Annotated in this window: 15 protein-coding genes and 2 tRNA genes; 6 read left to right on the forward strand and 11 right to left on the reverse strand. The window is 18.6% G+C overall.

Features of this window, described 5'->3' with window-relative positions:
* Positions 1-4: 4 nt before the first annotated feature.
* From GJU00_RS00115 to ftsY, 4 genes are all read right to left on the reverse strand, one after another.
* The gene (locus tag GJU00_RS00115; protein WP_168893303.1) at positions 5-1,948 is read right to left on the reverse strand and encodes an exoribonuclease II; all 1,944 of its coding nucleotides are present in this window, start codon (positions 1,946-1,948) and stop codon (positions 5-7) included.
* A gap of 44 nt (positions 1,949-1,992) precedes the next feature.
* Positions 1,993-2,511 (reverse strand): single-stranded DNA-binding protein, encoded by a 519-nt coding sequence (ssb, locus tag GJU00_RS00120; protein WP_168893304.1) that lies wholly within the window; start codon positions 2,509-2,511, stop codon positions 1,993-1,995.
* An 86-nt stretch (positions 2,512-2,597) separates the two neighbouring features.
* Positions 2,598-3,488: an RNA polymerase sigma factor RpoH gene (rpoH, locus tag GJU00_RS00125; RefSeq protein ID WP_168893305.1), complete on the reverse strand. Its 891-nt coding sequence runs from the start codon at positions 3,486-3,488 to the stop codon at positions 2,598-2,600.
* A 72-nt stretch (positions 3,489-3,560) separates the two neighbouring features.
* Positions 3,561-4,511, reverse strand: a complete 951-nt coding sequence (gene ftsY, locus GJU00_RS00130; RefSeq protein ID WP_168893306.1) for a signal recognition particle-docking protein FtsY — start codon at positions 4,509-4,511, stop codon at positions 3,561-3,563.
* A 123-nt stretch (positions 4,512-4,634) separates the two neighbouring features.
* Between ftsY and rsmD the strand changes: the two genes are divergently transcribed.
* On the forward strand, positions 4,635-5,216 hold the full coding sequence (gene rsmD, locus GJU00_RS00135) for a 16S rRNA (guanine(966)-N(2))-methyltransferase RsmD (RefSeq protein WP_168893307.1): 582 nt from the start codon (positions 4,635-4,637) through the stop codon (positions 5,214-5,216).
* Positions 5,217-5,222: 6 nt separating this feature from the next.
* On the opposite strand, the gene GJU00_RS00140 is transcribed toward rsmD, so the two are convergent.
* Positions 5,223-5,477, reverse strand: a complete 255-nt coding sequence (locus GJU00_RS00140) for a sulfurtransferase TusA family protein (RefSeq protein WP_168893308.1) — start codon at positions 5,475-5,477, stop codon at positions 5,223-5,225.
* 115 nt (positions 5,478-5,592) lie between these two features.
* Here GJU00_RS00140 and recA point away from each other — a divergent pair, with 115 nt between their 5' ends.
* From recA to GJU00_RS00165, 5 genes are all read left to right on the forward strand, one after another.
* The gene (gene recA / locus GJU00_RS00145; protein ID WP_168893680.1) at positions 5,593-6,588 is read left to right on the forward strand and encodes a recombinase RecA; all 996 of its coding nucleotides are present in this window, start codon (positions 5,593-5,595) and stop codon (positions 6,586-6,588) included.
* A gap of 72 nt (positions 6,589-6,660) precedes the next feature.
* On the forward strand, positions 6,661-9,300 hold the full coding sequence (alaS, locus tag GJU00_RS00150) for an alanine--tRNA ligase (RefSeq protein WP_168893309.1): 2,640 nt from the start codon (positions 6,661-6,663) through the stop codon (positions 9,298-9,300).
* Positions 9,301-9,382: 82 nt separating this feature from the next.
* Positions 9,383-9,574, forward strand: coding sequence for a carbon storage regulator CsrA (csrA, locus tag GJU00_RS00155; protein WP_168867846.1), 192 nt, complete (start codon positions 9,383-9,385; stop codon positions 9,572-9,574).
* A 78-nt stretch (positions 9,575-9,652) separates the two neighbouring features.
* Positions 9,653-9,739: transfer RNA gene (locus GJU00_RS00160), tRNA-Ser, on the forward strand.
* 13 nt (positions 9,740-9,752) lie between these two features.
* A tRNA-Arg gene (locus GJU00_RS00165) sits at positions 9,753-9,825 on the forward strand.
* A gap of 92 nt (positions 9,826-9,917) precedes the next feature.
* Here GJU00_RS00165 and dapD read toward each other — a convergent pair.
* The 6 genes from dapD to der all read right to left on the reverse strand — a co-directional run bounded on the left by dapD (position 9,918) and on the right by der (position 18,303).
* Positions 9,918-10,748, reverse strand: a complete 831-nt coding sequence (gene dapD, locus GJU00_RS00170) for a 2,3,4,5-tetrahydropyridine-2,6-dicarboxylate N-succinyltransferase (RefSeq protein ID WP_168893310.1) — start codon at positions 10,746-10,748, stop codon at positions 9,918-9,920.
* Positions 10,749-10,829: 81 nt separating this feature from the next.
* The gene (gene ligA, locus GJU00_RS00175; RefSeq protein ID WP_168893311.1) at positions 10,830-12,917 is read right to left on the reverse strand and encodes an NAD-dependent DNA ligase LigA; all 2,088 of its coding nucleotides are present in this window, start codon (positions 12,915-12,917) and stop codon (positions 10,830-10,832) included.
* Positions 12,899-14,305 carry a cysteine--tRNA ligase gene (gene cysS, locus GJU00_RS00180; RefSeq protein WP_168893312.1) on the reverse strand — a complete coding sequence of 469 codons (1,407 nt, stop codon included), beginning with the start codon at positions 14,303-14,305 and terminating at the stop codon, positions 12,899-12,901. Before cysS ends, ligA begins: the two co-directional genes overlap by 19 nt.
* Positions 14,306-14,424: 119 nt before the next feature.
* Entirely contained in the window at positions 14,425-15,828 is a 1,404-nt protein-coding gene (dnaB, locus tag GJU00_RS00185) for a replicative DNA helicase (RefSeq protein WP_168893313.1), read from the reverse strand.
* A gap of 47 nt (positions 15,829-15,875) precedes the next feature.
* Positions 15,876-16,856 (reverse strand): tRNA dihydrouridine(20/20a) synthase DusA, encoded by a 981-nt coding sequence (dusA, locus tag GJU00_RS00190; RefSeq protein WP_168893314.1) that lies wholly within the window; start codon positions 16,854-16,856, stop codon positions 15,876-15,878.
* 76 nt (positions 16,857-16,932) lie between these two features.
* Complete coding sequence (gene der, locus GJU00_RS00195) at positions 16,933-18,303, reverse strand: ribosome biogenesis GTPase Der (RefSeq protein WP_168893315.1); 1,371 nt, start codon at positions 18,301-18,303, stop codon at positions 16,933-16,935.
* Positions 18,304-18,316 lie beyond the last annotated feature (13 nt).

The following is an 18,316-nucleotide window of genomic DNA, read 5'->3' on the forward strand; positions in this document are numbered from 1 at the left end:
TAAATTAAATGATTTTAGCAATAATACCACTAATACTTACTTCTTTTATAATAACCTTTATTTTATCAGTAATTTTAAAAAATAATTTATTTTTATTAAAAATAACTCCTTTTTCTTGATTAATACTAATATTATCTATATTATTACACAAAAATTTTTTAGGAACAAAAGCATAAGCACCATTTTTAATTAATCTTATTTTTATACCATAATAAAATATATCAATTATCTCAGATATAAAAATTTTACTACGAATAGATATATTTTTAAAGTATTGTAAATATAAAAAATTAGATAAATCATTTTTTGCTTTTTTATGTAAATAACGTTTTTTATTCATATTAATAAATATATCATTAAAAGGTTTTTCTATATTATATTTTTTATTTATAACTGATTTAATTAATCTATGATTAATCATATCTCCAAATTTACGGATAGGAGATGTCCAAGTAGCATATCTTTTTAATCCTAAAGAAAAATGAGGACCTGGTTTTATATTAAATAACGTAATTAATTGATATTTCTTTATTCTATTTAAAATAAAAGACGCATTTAACTTATATAATTTATTATATATTTTTTTATAACCTTTTAAAGTCATCAAAAATAATTTATCATATTTAATATTATATTCATTTAATAATTCCATTATTTTATTTATTTTATTTATATTAAAACCATAATATATATTATATATTCCAAAACCTAATTTTTTATATAATATTTCGGATGCACATATATTTGCTGTAATCATTGCAGTTTCAATTATTTTATGTGCTATTCTTTTTTTTTCTATTATTACATCTATTATATGTCCTTTATCACCAAAAATAAATTTATAATTGGTATTATTAAAATATACAATATTTTGATTATTCCATTTTTTACGGTATAAATAAAATTTATATAAAAAAATAATTTGTTGTTTTATTTTATCATTATCAGGTTTCCAATTACCTATTTTTTCTAACCAATTAGAAACATCATGATAATTTAATTTTGCATTTGATTTTATCCAACCTGTAAAAAAAATTATTTTTTTAGATAAAACACCATTTTTATGAATTATCATTTTACAAATTAAAACAGGTCTTTTTTTATTAGGATTTAAAGAACAAAAATTTTCTGACAAAATTTTTGGTAATAAAGGAATTGTTAATCCTGGTAAATAATTAGTAAACATTCTTTTTGAAGCTATTTGATCTATTTCATTATCTTTTTTAATATAAGCAGTAGGATCTGCAATAGCCACATAAATTAATAATCTATCTTCAGATATTTGTTCTATATATAATGCATCATCTATATCCTTAGTATCTTTATTATCTATTGTAATAAAACATAATTTAGTTAAATCTTTTCTATATATATTATTATCTAGAAGTTTTATTTCTTTACATAAATTATTACTAGGAGAATTAATTGAAAGATTATATTTTAATAAAATAGTCCACCATGGAATTAAATATTTATTATCTTCATTTAATAATTCCGTTATTTCAGCTATGAACATATCATTTCCCCTTTTTAAGGGATGTTGAATAATTTTTGCAATTACTTTATCTCCATTTTTAATAATATTTTTTATATTTTTTTTTATATTACATTTTATTATATTTTTATATAAAATTTTTTTTTCTGGAATTATATAAATAATATCATTTTTTTTTTTAATTATTCCTTCAAAAACATTAATATTAGATTCTAGTAATTTAATTGGAATAACTCGTAATTTACCATTATCATCATTTTTTATATTAGCTAAAATATAATCTCCTTCCATTATATATTTTAAATAAATACAAGATATATAATATATATATTTTTGATCTGTTTCTAAAATTCCTGTTTTTTGATTTAAAATTTTAACAAAACCTTTAATAGGAGGTAAATGTTTTGTAAATTTTTTTTTGAGTTTTAAAAGTAAAAAATTATTATAAAGCATAATATTAATTATTAATTATTTTTTTTAATTATTTTTTTTAATTATTAAAATGGTATATCATCTTCAAAATCAAGAATATTTTCATTTTTATTAATAGATGATTCATCATCATTATTTTTCTCTATATTATTATCCATATTAATTTTCTTCTTCCAATTATTTTTAATTTCTTTAGAATTTTTTTCTTTATTTAATAAATTATTATCTTGTTGACGTAAATTATTTAACATTTGCATAGTACCTCCTACACTTACAATTATTTCAGTTATATAATTATCTTGACCATTTTTATTTTGCCATTTTCTAGTTTGTAAATAACCTTCAATATATACTTGAGATCCTTTTTTTAAATATTCATTAGAAATTTCTGCTAATTTTCCAAAAATTACAATACGATGCCATTCAGTTTTTTCTTTATTTTCTCCAGTATTTTTATCTTTCCAATTATTTGAAGTAGCAACTATAATATTTACAACAGGATTGCCATTAGGCATATAACGTATTTCAGGATCTTTACCTAAAAAACCAATAATAATTACTTTATTAATACCTCTACTAGCCATTTTAATCCTTTTTATAATTAAATTTAATATATTTTTAAAATTATTAATTAAATTATTATTACATAAAAATGTTAAAAAAATATAAATTATATTAAAAATAAATTTCCAATAATAAAACGTAACTTTTTCATTGCATTTTTTTCTAATTGTCTTATACGTTCTGCAGATATACCATAATAATTTGCTAATTCTTGTAATGTAGTTTTTTCTTTATTTTTATTTAACCATCTTAAAGTAATAATATTACGACTACGATAATCTAATTTTAACATAGCTTTATATAGTTTATTTGAAATAAATTTACTCCAATTATCTTTTTCAATTATATTTGCAAAATTAGAATTATGATCTTTAAGAAAGATATTAGAATTATCTTTTTTATTCTTAAAATCATCTTTAATATTATTATTATTATCATTACTCATGTCTTGAGCTGACATACGTGATTCCATTTCACAAACATCTTTTACAGATACTCCTAATTCTTTAGCAACCATTTTAATTTCATCTTGATTAAACCAACCTAATCTTTGTTTTGCTTTTCGTAAATTAAAAAATAATTTTCTTTGTGCTTTAGTAGTAGCAACTTTTACTATTCTCCAATTACGTAAAACGTATTCATGTATTTCTGCTTTAATCCAATGAATAGCAAAAGATACTAATCGTACCCCAATTTCTGGATTAAATCTACGTACAGCCTTCATTAAACCTATATTACCTTCTTGAATAAGATCTGCTTGTTGTAATCCATATCCTGAATAATATTTAGCTACATGTATTACAAATCTTAGATGTGATAAAATTAATTTTTTTGCAGCTTCTAAATCTCCTTTATAATATAATTTTTTTGATAAATCTTGTTCTTCATCAGAAGTTAATATTGGATAATTATTTGTAGCATATATATAAGAATCTAGTGTACCTATAGGTACAATAATAGAAGATCTTAAGTTAGAGGTAAATATATTTTTATACATTAATTCCTCCAAAAATAAAAAATTATTAATACATTGGTAATTAATTTAAAAAATAATATTAATAAAGATTAATTAATAATCTATAAAAATTGCATTAATAAAATCTTTTGCATTAAATAAATGTAAATCTGTTATTTTTTCTCCACAACCTATAAATCTTATTGGAATATTAAATTCATTTGCTAATGAAAAAATAATTCCACCTTTTGCTGTTCCGTCTACTTTAGTTAAAGTAATACCAGTTACTCCAATATGATTATGAAATGTTTTTAATTGATTAATAGAATTCTGTCCAATAGTTGCATCTAAAATTAACATAATTTCATCAACAACCATATTATTATTTTTTTTTATTACACGTACAATTTTTTTTAATTCTTCCATAAGAAAGATATTATTATGTAATCTTCCTGATGTATCAGCAATTAAAATATCTATTTGTTTTTTTTTAGCTTGTAAAATTGCATCAAAAATAACGGCTGAACTCTCTTTTTTTTTAGAATTATATATAAAACAACTATTACTTTTTTTACTCCAGGAAAATAATTGTTCATGTGCACCTGCTCTAAAAGTATCTCCAGAAGCTAACATTACAGATTTCTTTTTTTTATAAAAATAATATGCTAATTTTCCTATTGTAGTTGTTTTACCTACTCCGTTAACACCTATTATTAATATTATAAATGGTTTTTTTATATTTTTATTAATTACTAGAGGAGTTTCTACTGATAATAAAATATTTAACAATTCTATTTTTAAATATTTATATAATTGAGAAGAATCTTCTAATTTATTTAATTGTATATATTTTTTTATTGAATTAATAATTTTTTTTGTAGTATGTATACCTATATCAGAAATAATTAATTTTTCCTGTAATTTATCAAATAATTTTTTGTCAATAGTATTTGTTTTTTTAAAAATTTTAATAATTTTTTTACTAATATTTTTACTTGTTTTAATTAATTTTCTTTTCAAATAACTAAAAAAACTTATTTTTTTTTCATTTTTTTTATTTATCATTTTTTTACAAATTTTTAAATTATCTAGTAATAAAATTACTTGATATAATTAAATAATTATTTAAATAATATATCAAAAATACTTTTAAAGTAATTATTATTACTAAGTTATTTTACATAAATTATGAAAAAAAAAAAATATTTTAATACTATTAATATTACATCTGGTAAATGGAAAGGTAAAAAAATAAAAGTTATAGATAACAAAATATTAAAACCTACCATGTGTTTTATTCGTGAAAATTTATTTAATTGGCTTATGAAAAATGATTTACATCTGTTTAATTGTTTAGATTGTTATGCTGGTACTGGAATTTTAAGTTTTGAAGCTTTTTCTAGAAATATCTTATTTGCTACATTAATTGAAAATAATAAAAAAATATTTCAACAATTAAAAAAAAATATTTTTTTATTAAAAATACAAAATATTTCTTTAATTTATAAAAATACTCTAAAATTTTTATCAAAAAAATCAAATATAGAATATGATTTAATTTTTATAGACCCTCCATTTTGTAAAAAAAATATTTTATTACAAAAAACTTGTATTTTATTAGAAAAAAATAATTGGTTAAAAAATAATGCTAACATTTTTATTGAATATAAAACTAAAAGTAATAAAATTTTTTTACCAAAAAATTGGATAAAATATAGAGAAAAAAGATTTGGTATTGTTACATATCTTTTATGTAAACGAATTTTATGAAAAAAACTATAATTTTTTTATTAAAAATAAATATGGTGGTATATTATATATTTTTTTATAAATTATGTTATAATTCATAAAATAACAAAAGTTTTTTATATCTGTATTAACTAATAAATCATCGGTAATAATTAACAAAGTTTCATGTTTTTTAATCCGAAGTGTTTTTTTTCTAATCATCATAATAGTTGTTGGACACTGTAATCCTTGTATATCTAAAATATAATTTGCATTTTTATAAAGATTATTTTTTTTAAACATTTTAATATATTATTAATAATAAATTTATATGAATAATTTTATTATAATAAAAAAATTTTTTTTATAAAATTTCTAATTAAATTTATTATTTTAAAATATAAGGTAAATGAATATTATGGATTTAAATAAAAAAAAAATAGCTCTTGAAGATGCTATTATTCAAATAGAAAACCAATTTGGTAAAGGTTCTATTATGAGATTAGGTGATAATAGAACTATGGATATAGAATCAATATCAACAGGATCTATATCTTTAGATATAGCTTTAGGTATTGGTGGTTTACCAATTGGAAGAATAGTAGAAATATATGGTCCAGAATCTTCTGGTAAAACTACTTTAACATTACAAATTATAGCTGAAGCCCAAAAATTGGGGAAAATTTGTGCTTTTATTGATGCAGAACATGCACTAGATCCTATATATGCTAAAAAATTAAATGTTGATATCAATAAATTATTATGTTCACAACCTGATACTGGAGAACAAGCATTAGAATTATGTGATTCATTAGCTAAATCAGGAGTAATTGATGTTATTATTGTAGATTCTGTAGCTGCCTTAACTCCTAAAGCAGAAATAGAAGGAGAAATAGGAGATTCTCATATAGGACTAGCAGCAAGAATGATGAGTCAAGCTATGCGTAAATTAGCAAGTAATTTAAAACAATCAAATACACTTTTAATTTTTATTAATCAAATTCGCATGAAAATTGGAATTTTATTTGGTAATCCTGAAGTAACAACTGGAGGTAATGCATTAAAATTTTATGCTTCTATAAGATTAGATATTCGAAAAATTGGTAATGTTAAAAAAGGAGATGATATCATTGGTAATGAAACTAGAGTCAAAGTTGTTAAAAATAAAGTTGCCGTGCCTTTTAAAAAGGCAGAATTTCAAATTATTTATGGTAAAGGTATTAATATTTATGGAGAATTATTAGATTTAGGAGTGAAAGAAAAAATAATTGAAAAATGTGGATCATGGTATAGTTTTCATAATAAAAAAATAGGACAGGGAAAAATTAATGCTATAAATTTCCTAAAAAAAAATAAAAAACAATCTATAGAAATCGAAAAAAAAATAAGAGAAATTTTTTTTAAAAAAAAATAATATAATTAAATATTTTATTTTTTATAATTAATTTATATACTATTTTAATTGTAATTAAGGATAATTTATAATATGGGAAATAAATTAGAAGAAGTTCGTCAAATGTTTTTAGAATTTTTCTATAAAAAAAAACATAAAATAATAGAAGGAAGTTCCTTAATACCTAATAATGATCCATCATTATTATTTACAAATGCAGGTATGAATCAGTTTAAAGAATATTTTTTAGGATATAAAAAATCTCCTTATTCAAGAGTTACTACAATTCAAAAATGTATGCGAGTAGGAGGAAAACATAATGATTTAGAAAATGTTGGTTTTACAAATAGACATCATACATTTTTTGAAATGTTAGGAAATTTTAGTTTTGGAGATTACTTTAAACAAGAAGCAATTTCTTATGCATGGGAATTATTAACTGATTCAAAATGGTTCAATTTAAAAAAAGAAAAAATATATATAACTGTATATTATACAGATATAGAAACATATAATATTTGGCATAAAAATATTGGTATTTCTAAAAAAAATATCTTTTTAATAAAAGATAAAAATAATAAAATATATAATTCTGATAATTTTTGGCAAATGTCAGATACGGGGCCTTGTGGACCTTCTACAGAAATTTTTTATGATTTAGGTTATAATTTAAAGGGAAATATTAAAAATAACTTGTTAGGCGATCGTTTTATTGAAATATGGAATATTGTATTTATACAATTTAATAAAAATTTAACAGGAGAATTAATACCTTTATCGATAAAATCAGTTGATACAGGTATGGGATTAGAACGTATTAGTTCTATTTTAGAGGGAGTTAATTCAAATTATCAATTATATTTTTTCAGAAAAATAATCAAAAATATAAATAATCTTATTAAAAATAAAGATTTAGAACATAATTCATTAAAAGTTATAGCTGATCATATTAGAGCTTCTATATATTTAATCTTAGAAGGTATTTTACCTAGTAATGAAAAAAGAGGATATGTATTAAGAAGAATTATTAGAAGAGCTATAAATCATGGTATAATATTAGGTACAAAAGAAGTATTTTTTTATAAATTAGTAAAAATATATATTAAATATATTAATGATAAAGAAAAAAATATTTTATATAAAAAATATGATAATATTATTAATATAATTAAAAATGAAGAAGAAAATTATAATAAAATTATAAAATCAGGAATTTTATTATTAGATAGGGAAATTAAAAAATTAAAAAAAAAATATTTATCAGGAAAAAAAATATTTTATTTATATGATACATTTGGATTATCTCCTGATTTAATAGAAAATATATGTATAAATAAAAAAATTAGTATTAATAAAAAAGAATTTATGAAATATATGGATATTCAAAAACAAAATTCAAGAAAAAAAAATTTTTTTGGAAAAAAAAATTTTTTTTATTATAAAAATAAAATATCAAAATTTAATGGATATGAAAAGTTTATTGTTTATAGTAAAATAATTGATATATATTTAAATGAAAAATTAGTAAATAAAATAGTTACAGGCGATCAAGGAGAAATAATATTAGATATTACCTCTTTTTATGGAGAATCTGGAGGACAAATAGGTGATATAGGATTCTTAGAAAAAGATAAAAAAAATATATTTCAAGTTTATAATACAAAAATACAAGGGAATTTAATTATTCATATTGGTAAAATGATTTTAGGATCACTTAAAATTAATGATTATTTGTATTCTAAAATAAATATATCAAATCGTATAATAATTAGTAGAAATCATTCTGCAACACATTTATTACATTCTGTCTTACGTAAAAAATTTGGTAATGATGTACAACAAAAAGGATCTTTAATTACAAATAAATATTTAAGATTTGATTTTTCATATAATAATTCTCTAGAATTAAAAGATGTTTTTGATATTGAAAAAAAAATTAATACTTATATATTTAGAAATATACCTATAAAAACATATTTAAAAGAAAAAAAAAAAATACAAGACAAAAATATTATTGCTTTGTTTCATAAACAATATGATAATATTGTAAGAATTGTAGATATTAAAAATATTTCAAAAGAATATTGTTGTGGAACACATGTATCAAATACTCAAGAAATTGGTTTTTTTATAATTACAAAATTTTTAAATATTGCCAGTGGCATAAAACGTATACATGCTATTACTCATAATTTAGCATTAGAATATATACAAAAACAAAATACAAATATTAAATCTATTTCTAATATATTTAAAACAGATGAAAATAATTTAATAAAAAATATTTTATTAAACAAAAAAAAAATTAATATATTAAAATCTAATATTAAAGAATTAGAAAAATATATTATTTTAAAAGAAGAAATATTATTATTAAAAAATAATATAATATTAAATAATATTAATTTAATAATAAGTAAAATATATAATTTTAATCCAAAATTATTTAATTATATTATAAAAAAATTATTAAAAAATTTTAAAAAAGTAATAATTTTTTTATCTACAAAATGGGAAAATAAAATATTTTTTGTAATAAAAATTACAAAAAATCTTTCTAAACATATAAATGTTATAGAAATCATTAAAAAAAATTTAGATAAAAATGTTTGTAAAATAAATGGATGTGTTAATATGGCACAAGGAAATATTAATCTTAATGAAGATAAATATTATTTTTTCTTATCTAAGATAAGATTATTTATTTTAAACAAAATAAATAAATTAATTTAAGTTTAAATTTAAAATTATTATTTTAAATAAATACTAATATAATAAATATTTTATTATATTTTATTTTTTTAAGGAGAAAAGGATGCTTATTCTTACTCGCCGAGTAGGCGAAACACTTATGATAGGTGATGAAGTTATAGTAACAGTATTAGGAATAAAAGGGAATCAAGTTCGAATAGGTGTTAATGCTCCTAGAGAAATTGCTGTTCATCGCGAAGAAATATATCAACGTATACAAGCAGAGAAAAATCAAAAAACAAATTCGTTAAAATAAATTTATTTTTTTATAAAAAATAATTAATTTGACAAAGTTTTTATAAAAGATATAATATTATATCTAGTTAATATAATTGGTGAGATGGCCGAGTGGCTTAAGGCGCACCCCTGCTAAGGGTGTATGTGGTTTTCTACATCGAGGGTTCGAATCTCTCTCTCACCGAAAAATATTAGAAGCATCCGTAGCTCAGGGGATAGAGCACTCGGCTACGAACCGAGTGGTCGGGGGTTCAAATCCTCCCGGATGCAGATAAAATAAAATTAAATATTTTAAATTTTTAATTTAAAGTAAAAATTAATTGATTTATTTAAAATATTAAATAATTAATTAGTTATTTTGGTTATATTTTTTCTTCACGTAAAATATCATTAATTTCAGTTTTACTTAAAGTTTTTTTGTCTACTTTTTTAACTATTATTACACAATATAAATTATATTTACCATCTTTAGATGGTAAACTACCAGGTACTACAACTGAATAACTAGGAATTACCCCATAGTGGATTAAACCTGTTTCTCTATTATAAATTTTGGTACTTTGTCCTATATATACTCCCATTGAAATTACTGATCCTTTTTTTACAATTACTCCTTCTACTATTTCTGATCTTGCTCCTATAAAACAATTATCTTCTATAATAGTAGGTCTAGATTGTATTGGTTCTAAAACACCACCTATTCCTACTCCTCCTGAAATATGAACATTATCGCCTATTTGAGCACAAGAACCAATTGTAGACCAAGTATCTATCATAGTTTTTTTACCAATAAAAGCACCAATATTAATAAATGAAGGCATTAATATTGTATTTTTAGAAATAAAAGCACCATATCTCACTACAGTCGGAGGTATAATACGACATTTTATTTTTTCAAAGTCATTTTTTTTAAAATTATTATCAAATTTTAAAGGTATTTTATCATAAAAATTGTTATATGTACCTTTTAATATTAAATTTTGATTAATACGAAAATATAATAATATTGCTTTTTTTATCCATTCGTATACTATCCAATTTTCTTTAATATTTTCAGCTACTCTAATTTTACCTTTATCTAAGAATTTAATTACTTTATTAATATTATTAATAACTTCTTTATTTTTTAATAAATTATTATTTTTTTCATATTCTGAAAAATAATTTTCTATAATATTTTTAATATATTTCATATAATTTTATTATTAAAATTTTTAATTAAAATATGCGTATTATTTAATAACAATATCATTTATTTTATAAATAAACAAATTTTAATATTTTTCAAAATTATTTATTTGATTGAGTAAATAAATTATTTTATTTTCATTAATAATTTTAATATTAAATTTAATTGCTTTTAATAATTTAGAACTTGGGTTTATACCTACAATTAATATATTTGTTTTTTTACTAATATTAGTATTTATGATAGCTCCTAATATCATTAATTGATTTACAAGATTATGTCTTGTAATAAATTTTAATTTACCAGTAATAACTATTTTTTTTTGATAAAAAAAATTTTTTTCTGAAATATTATTAGGATAAATAATATCTATTTTTTTTAATAAATTTTGAATAATATTTATATTATGTTTTTTTTTAATATAATTTAATATATTTAATGAAGTTTTTTCCCCTATACTTGTAATATTTTGTAATTTAATTAAATTAGTATTTAAAAAATCTTCTAATGTTTTAAAAAAAAACGATATAATATTAGATGTTACTATACCTATTTCAGGAATTCCTAAAGAAAATAAAAATTTATTAAATGTTACTTTTTGTTTTTTTTTTAAAAATTTTAAAATTTTTTTAATAGATTTATTTCCTAAATTTTCTACTTTAGATAAAGTAAAATTATTTAAATTTAATAAATCTACAGAATTTTTTATTAAATCTTTATCTACTAACTTATCAATTAATTTTTCTCCGATAAAACTTATATTTATAGCATTTCTTGAGATAAAATGTTTTAAATATGCTTTTAATTGAGCTTTACAAAATAATTCTGATGTACAATATAAAATATTATTTTTTTTTTTTTTTAAAATAGAATTACAACTAGGACATATTTTAGGTATTAAAATATTTTTTCTTTTTTTGATAGATTTTTTACTAATTATTACATTAGTAATTTTAGGTATTACATCACCACATCTTTGTATTACAATATTATCTCCAATTTTTAAATTTAATCTTTTTATTTCATTAATATTATATAATGTTGCAAAACTAATATTTACTCCATTAATATTTACTGTATTAAAATTAGCAATTGGAGTAAGAATTCCTGTACGTCCAATTTGAAAATTTACTTTTTTTAATAATGTTAATTTTTCCTGTGAAGGAAATTTATAGGCAATAGCCCATTTAGGTGCATGATTAGTATATCCAAAAATATTTTGTTTTTTTATATTATTTATTTTAATAACAATACCATCAATATTATAAGGTAAAAGATGTCTATTTTTTTTAAAATATTTATAAAAATTAACAATTTTATAATAAGAAGAATAAATTTTTGTATGTTTACATGTAGGAATTCCATAATATTTTAATTTTTTTAATATTTCTTGTTGATTTAAAAAAAAATTTTTATTTATAAAACCAATACCATAACTTAAAAAATTAAATAAATTAAAAATTTTTTTATTAATATTTTTATTTAATTTTAATATTCCTAATACAGCACTTCTTGTATTACTAAATAATTTATTTTGATTTAATTTTTTTTGATTTAATAATTTAAAATTTTTTTTTGTTATAAATATTTCACCCCGTATTTCTAATATTTTTGGTAAATTTTTTCCTTTTAAAATATGAGGTATATTTTTAATTTGTAATATATTTTGTGTAATATTTTCTCCAATAATACCATCTCCTCTTGTTATAGCACTAACTAAATAACCATTTTTATATAATAAATTAATTGCTATACCATCAAATTTTAATTCACAACAAAAACTAGATTTATTTATTATTTTATTAATAGGAAAAAAAAATTTTTTAAATAAATCATTTTCATTAAAAACATTATTTAACGATAACATTGGTATTTTATGATTTTTTTTTTTAAAAAATACAAATGATTTATATTTAGCACCTACTAATTGAGTAGGAGAATATTTATCTTGTAAATAAGGATATAAATTTTCTAATTTTATTAATTGAGTTAATAATTTATCATATTGATAATCAAGAATATTAGAATTATTTAATATATAATATCTATAATTGTAACTATTAATTATTTTACGTAATTTTATAATTTTTTTTTTTAAATAAAAAAGTTTATAAATTTTATATAAAATTTTTATTAATCTGATTATATGAAATTTTAAATTTTTCTTTTCCATATTGTTCCAATATCTGTATCTTCTAAAAGAATATTTTTATTTTTTAATTGATTTCTAATAAAATCAGCTTTGTCCCATAATTTATTTTGACGAGCAATATTACGTTTTTTAATTAATTTTTTAATTTTATCTTTACTATAAAAATTACATAAATCTTTATTATCTTGTAAATATTTTTTAGGATTATGAAATAAAATTCCTAAAATATTACCTAACTTTTTTAATTTTAAAATATAATAATTAGCAATTAAATATTTTTTATTTCTATAATAAATATTAATTTTTTTAGATATTTTAAATAATATACTATATGCTTTAGGAGTATTAAAATCATCATTCATAGCATTATAAAATTGTTGTTCTAATAAAAAAAAACTATTTTTAGTATTTTTTATATTAAAAGATTTTTTTTTATAAAATAAAGAAGTATATAACTTTTTCATAGTTATTTGCGCTTGTTTTAATTTAGTTTCATTAAATAGAATAGGACTACGATAATGAGTGGCAGTTAAAAAATATCTAATAACTTCTTCATTATATTTTAATAATAAGTCTTTTATTTTAAAAGTATTTTGTAAAGATTTAGACATTTTTTTATTATTAATTATAATCATCCCTGTATGTATCCAATAATTAACATAAAATTCTGGATCAATACAAGAAGATTGTGCAAGTTCATTTTCATGATGAGGAAATATTAAATCATTACCTCCACCATGTATATCAAAACATTTTCCTAAATATTTTCGACTTAAAGTTGAACATTCTATATGCCATCCTGGACGTCCATATCCCCAGGGAGAATTCCAACCAATATTTATTTTATTAGTTAATTTCCATAAAATAAAATCTTTATAATTTTGTTTAAAATTAATATTCTTAATTCTTATATTTGATTGTAATAAATTTATATTTTGTTTAGATAAAATTCCATATTGTGAATATTTTTTAATAGAAAACATAATATCACCATTCTTGGCAACATATGCAGTATTATTTATTAACAATTTTTTTATTACAGATATAATATCTTGTATATGATCAGTAACTTTAGGTTCAAAATTAGGAAATAATATATTTAACTTATTAAAATCTTTTGATATTTTATCAATTATGTTTTTTGTAATAGAATATATATTTTTATTTTTTTTATTTACTAAATGTATAATTTTATCATCAATATCAGTAATATTTCTTATATAATAAACTTTATAATTTAAAAATTTTAAATATCTGATAATGATATCAAAAACAATAAAAGTTCTTCCATGCCCAATATGACACATATCATATGGAGTCACACCACATACATAAATTTTTACTTTTTTTTTATCAATAGAATTAAATACTTCTTTTTTTCTACTTAATGTATTAAAAATTTTTAACATTTCTTTTTTCTTAATTAACTTATATAAATAATTTTATATTAATTATTTTATTATGTAATATTTTTTTTATAAAAATTTATTTTTTATTAAAAATTAATTAAATTATTTTAAAGAAAATTTCAAATATTTTCATTATTATAATAACCTGAATAATTATCAAAACGTGTAATTTGATTATTAAAAATTAATTTTATAGTTCCAATAGGTCCATTTCTTTGTTTTCCTATAATAATTTCAGCTATACCATGTAAATTAGTATTTTCATTATATACTTCATCTCTATAAATAAACATAATCAAATCGGCATCTTGTTCTATTGAACCAGATTCTCTTAAATCAGAATTCATTGGTCTTTTATCAGATCTTTGTTCTAAAGATCTATTTAATTGAGATAAAGCAACAACAGGAACATGTAATTCTTTAGCTAATGATTTTAAAGAACGGGAAATTTCAGATATTTCTAGTGTTCTATTAAAAGATAAAGAAGGTACTTTCATTAATTGTAAATAATCTACCATTATTAAACTTAAACCATTATGTTCTCTAAATATTCTTCGAGAACGTAATCTAATTTCTGTTGGAGTTAATTCAGAAGAATCATCAATATATATATTTTTTTTTTTTAGTAAAATTCCCATAGTATTAGATATTTTTTTCCAGTCATTATCATTTAACTGCCCTGTTCTAATTTTACTTTGATTTACGCGTGAAAGAGATGCTAACATACGAATCATAATTTGTTCACAAGGCATTTCTAAACTAAAGATTAATACAGGTTTATCTTGAGAGATTGCTGTATATTCACAAATATTCATTGCAAGAGTAGTTTTACCCATAGCAGGACGTGCAGCAATTATTATTAAATCAGAATTTTGTAATCCTGATGTTTTTTTATTTAGTTCATGATAACCAGTATCTATTCCGGTAATTCCTTTTTTAGGAGCATTGTAAAATGATTCAATTTTAGAAATTGTAACCTCTAAAATTTCTTCTAAATTTTTAGGTTTAGTATTTTTATGAAATCTTTTTTCGGCAATTTTAAATACACGAGATTCTGCTAAATTTAATAAATCTTCACTATTTCTCCCATTTGGATAATATCCAGCTTCTGCTATTTCATTAGCAACAGATATCATTTCTCTAATTATAGCACGTTCATGAACAATATCGGCATAAGCATATATATTTGATATACTAGGAATATTTTTTGATAATTCAGCTAAATATGCAAATCCTCCTACTTGATTTAATTTTTTTTTATTTTCTAAAGATTCAGATAATGTTATTAAATCTATAGGTTTTCCTAATTCTATTAAAGAATTCATTTCATTAAAAATTATTTTATGTGATAAAATAAAAAAATCATCTACTATTATTTTTTCTATAATACGATCCCAGCGATTATTATCTAACATTAAACCTCCTAATATTGATTGTTCTGCTTCCAATGAATAAGGAGGAGTTTTTATATTTTCAATTTGTAAATCTTTTTTAAATTGTTTCATTAAATTATTTATTACCATTTATAAATATAATTTTTAATTTATTTAAAAAATAAAAATAAAATATATTATTTATATTTTATATAGAATAAAGCTTCTTTTAATACATCTAAATTATTATTTTTTAAAGAATTTCTTTTATTAAAAATAAAATTTTTAAAATTATGTGATCCATTAATACCATAAAAAATATTTAATAAAGGGTTAATAATGGTTATTAATGGAACCCCCTTATTTAATTCTTTTTTTATATAAGAAAACATAGATTTTACTATTATTAAAGGATCTTTAATAATAGGTTTAATATTATAAATATGTCTATCTATATCTATTAATATCATTGGATTTTTAAAAATTTCTCTACCGATCATAACTCCATCAACATATTTTAAATGTTCTTTTATATTTAATAAAGTTTTAATACCACCATTAATTGATATTTTTATATTCGGAAAATTTTTTTTTATTTTATAAATAATTTTATAATTTAATTTAGGAATTATTAAATTTTTTCTTGTATTAATTTTCTTATAAAGTAATGCTTTTCTTGCATGAATAATAAATCTTTTACAACCACTCTTTATCATTAAATCAATAAACTTATGCAGAAAATTATAATTATCATTATTATTAATACCAATACGCATTTTTATAGTAATAGGTATGGAAACACTATCACTCATAGATTTAATACAATCTGATACAATTGTAGGTTGAGATATTAAACATGCTCCAAAATTACCTTTTTGAGATCTTAAAGAAGGACATCCTAAATTTAAATTTATTTCTTTATATCCTATTTTTTCTGCCTTTTTAGCACATAAAGATAATAATTTTGGTTCATTACCAGCTAACTGTAATGCAAGATTATTTACATTATTATTTTCTAATAAAATTATTTCATTATTTTTAATTAAATTAGAATGAATCATCTCAGTATATAAAAGTGATTTTTTCGTTAATTTACGATAAAAATATCTACAATATTTATTAGTTTTTTTAAACATTGGAGCTACTTCGAATTTGAAATATGGAATATTTTTTTTCATATTTATGTATCAATAAATGTAAATATTATTTATTTAAATAATATATTATAAAAAAATAAATATTCATCTTAATAAATTAATTATATGGATTTTTATTTTCTTGAAATTTTAAATTTATAACATTACCCATACATTGTAATTTTTTATAAAAAAAATTTAATAAATAACGTTTATAATTATTATTTAATTTTTTTAACTGATTACCGTGTATTTTAAATATTAAAGGAGTATTATTTATTTGATGTATATATTTTAATTTTATACGTCTACCATTATATATGGGAGGTAAAACTGATTTAGTTGCTAAATTTAAAATTTTCATAAGTTTAGAAGTTTTATATATTTTAGTAGATATATTATATATTTTATATATTATTTTAAAAATATTTTTTAAATTTATAGTAAATTTAGCAGAAATAGAAATTATAGGAAAAAATTTAAATTTTATTTTTATAAGTTTTTTTATCAAATTAATATCTTTTAATTTTATAAGATCTATTTTATTTATTACTAAAATAATTGGTTTTTTTCTAGAAATAATATAATTTATTATGGTTATATCTTGATTACAAAAAATTTTTTTTTCTCCATTAATTACATATAAAATAATATTAGATTGTTTAATAATTTTATAAGATTCTAAAATAGAAATTTTTTCTATTTGATTTTTAATTTTATTTTTTTTTTTGATACCTGCTGTATCAATTATAGTAATATTTTTATTAAATTTATTTAATAATATAGCAATACTTTCTCTTGTTGTTCCCGGAATATCACTAATAATTACTCTTTTTTCATTGATTAATTTATTTATTAAAGTAGATTTACCTACATTAGGCATACCTATAATAGATAATTTTATATTACTTTTACTTTTACTTTTACTTTTATTTTCATTTTTATTTTTATTTTTTATACATAATTTATTATATGATTTACTTGTATTTAGTTTATTTATGGAAATTTTTTTAATATAAGAAAATAATATTTTTTTTAATTTTAAAATATCGTTATTATCTATAATATTTATTTGATAAAAATCTAAACCTAAAGAATAAAATTCAGTATCTAAAAATTTTTTTTTTTTAATATTTAATATTATAATTACTTTTTTACCATATTTTCTAATACTATCAATAATTTTATAATCTATAAAATTTAATTTATCTCCTTTTATTATTAATAAAATAAGACTTGATTTTTTAATTAATAATAAAATTTGTTCTTTTATTAAAGAATTTTTTTTATCAAATTTATTATAACTAACTGTATCTATACAAATAAATTTTAAATTTTTAATCTTAGCATTACTATATCTGGTATCTATTGTAAAATTTGGTATTTTATTTACTAATGAATCATTTTTTTCAATTAAAATATTATATAAAGAAGATTTTCCTACATTATTATCACCTAATATAGTAATATTAGGATATTGAAGTGTCATTTTTTTCTCTTTT

The sequence above is a fragment of the Enterobacteriaceae endosymbiont of Donacia simplex genome (assembly GCF_012568645.1).
Taxonomy (GTDB): Bacteria; Pseudomonadota; Gammaproteobacteria; order Enterobacterales; family Enterobacteriaceae.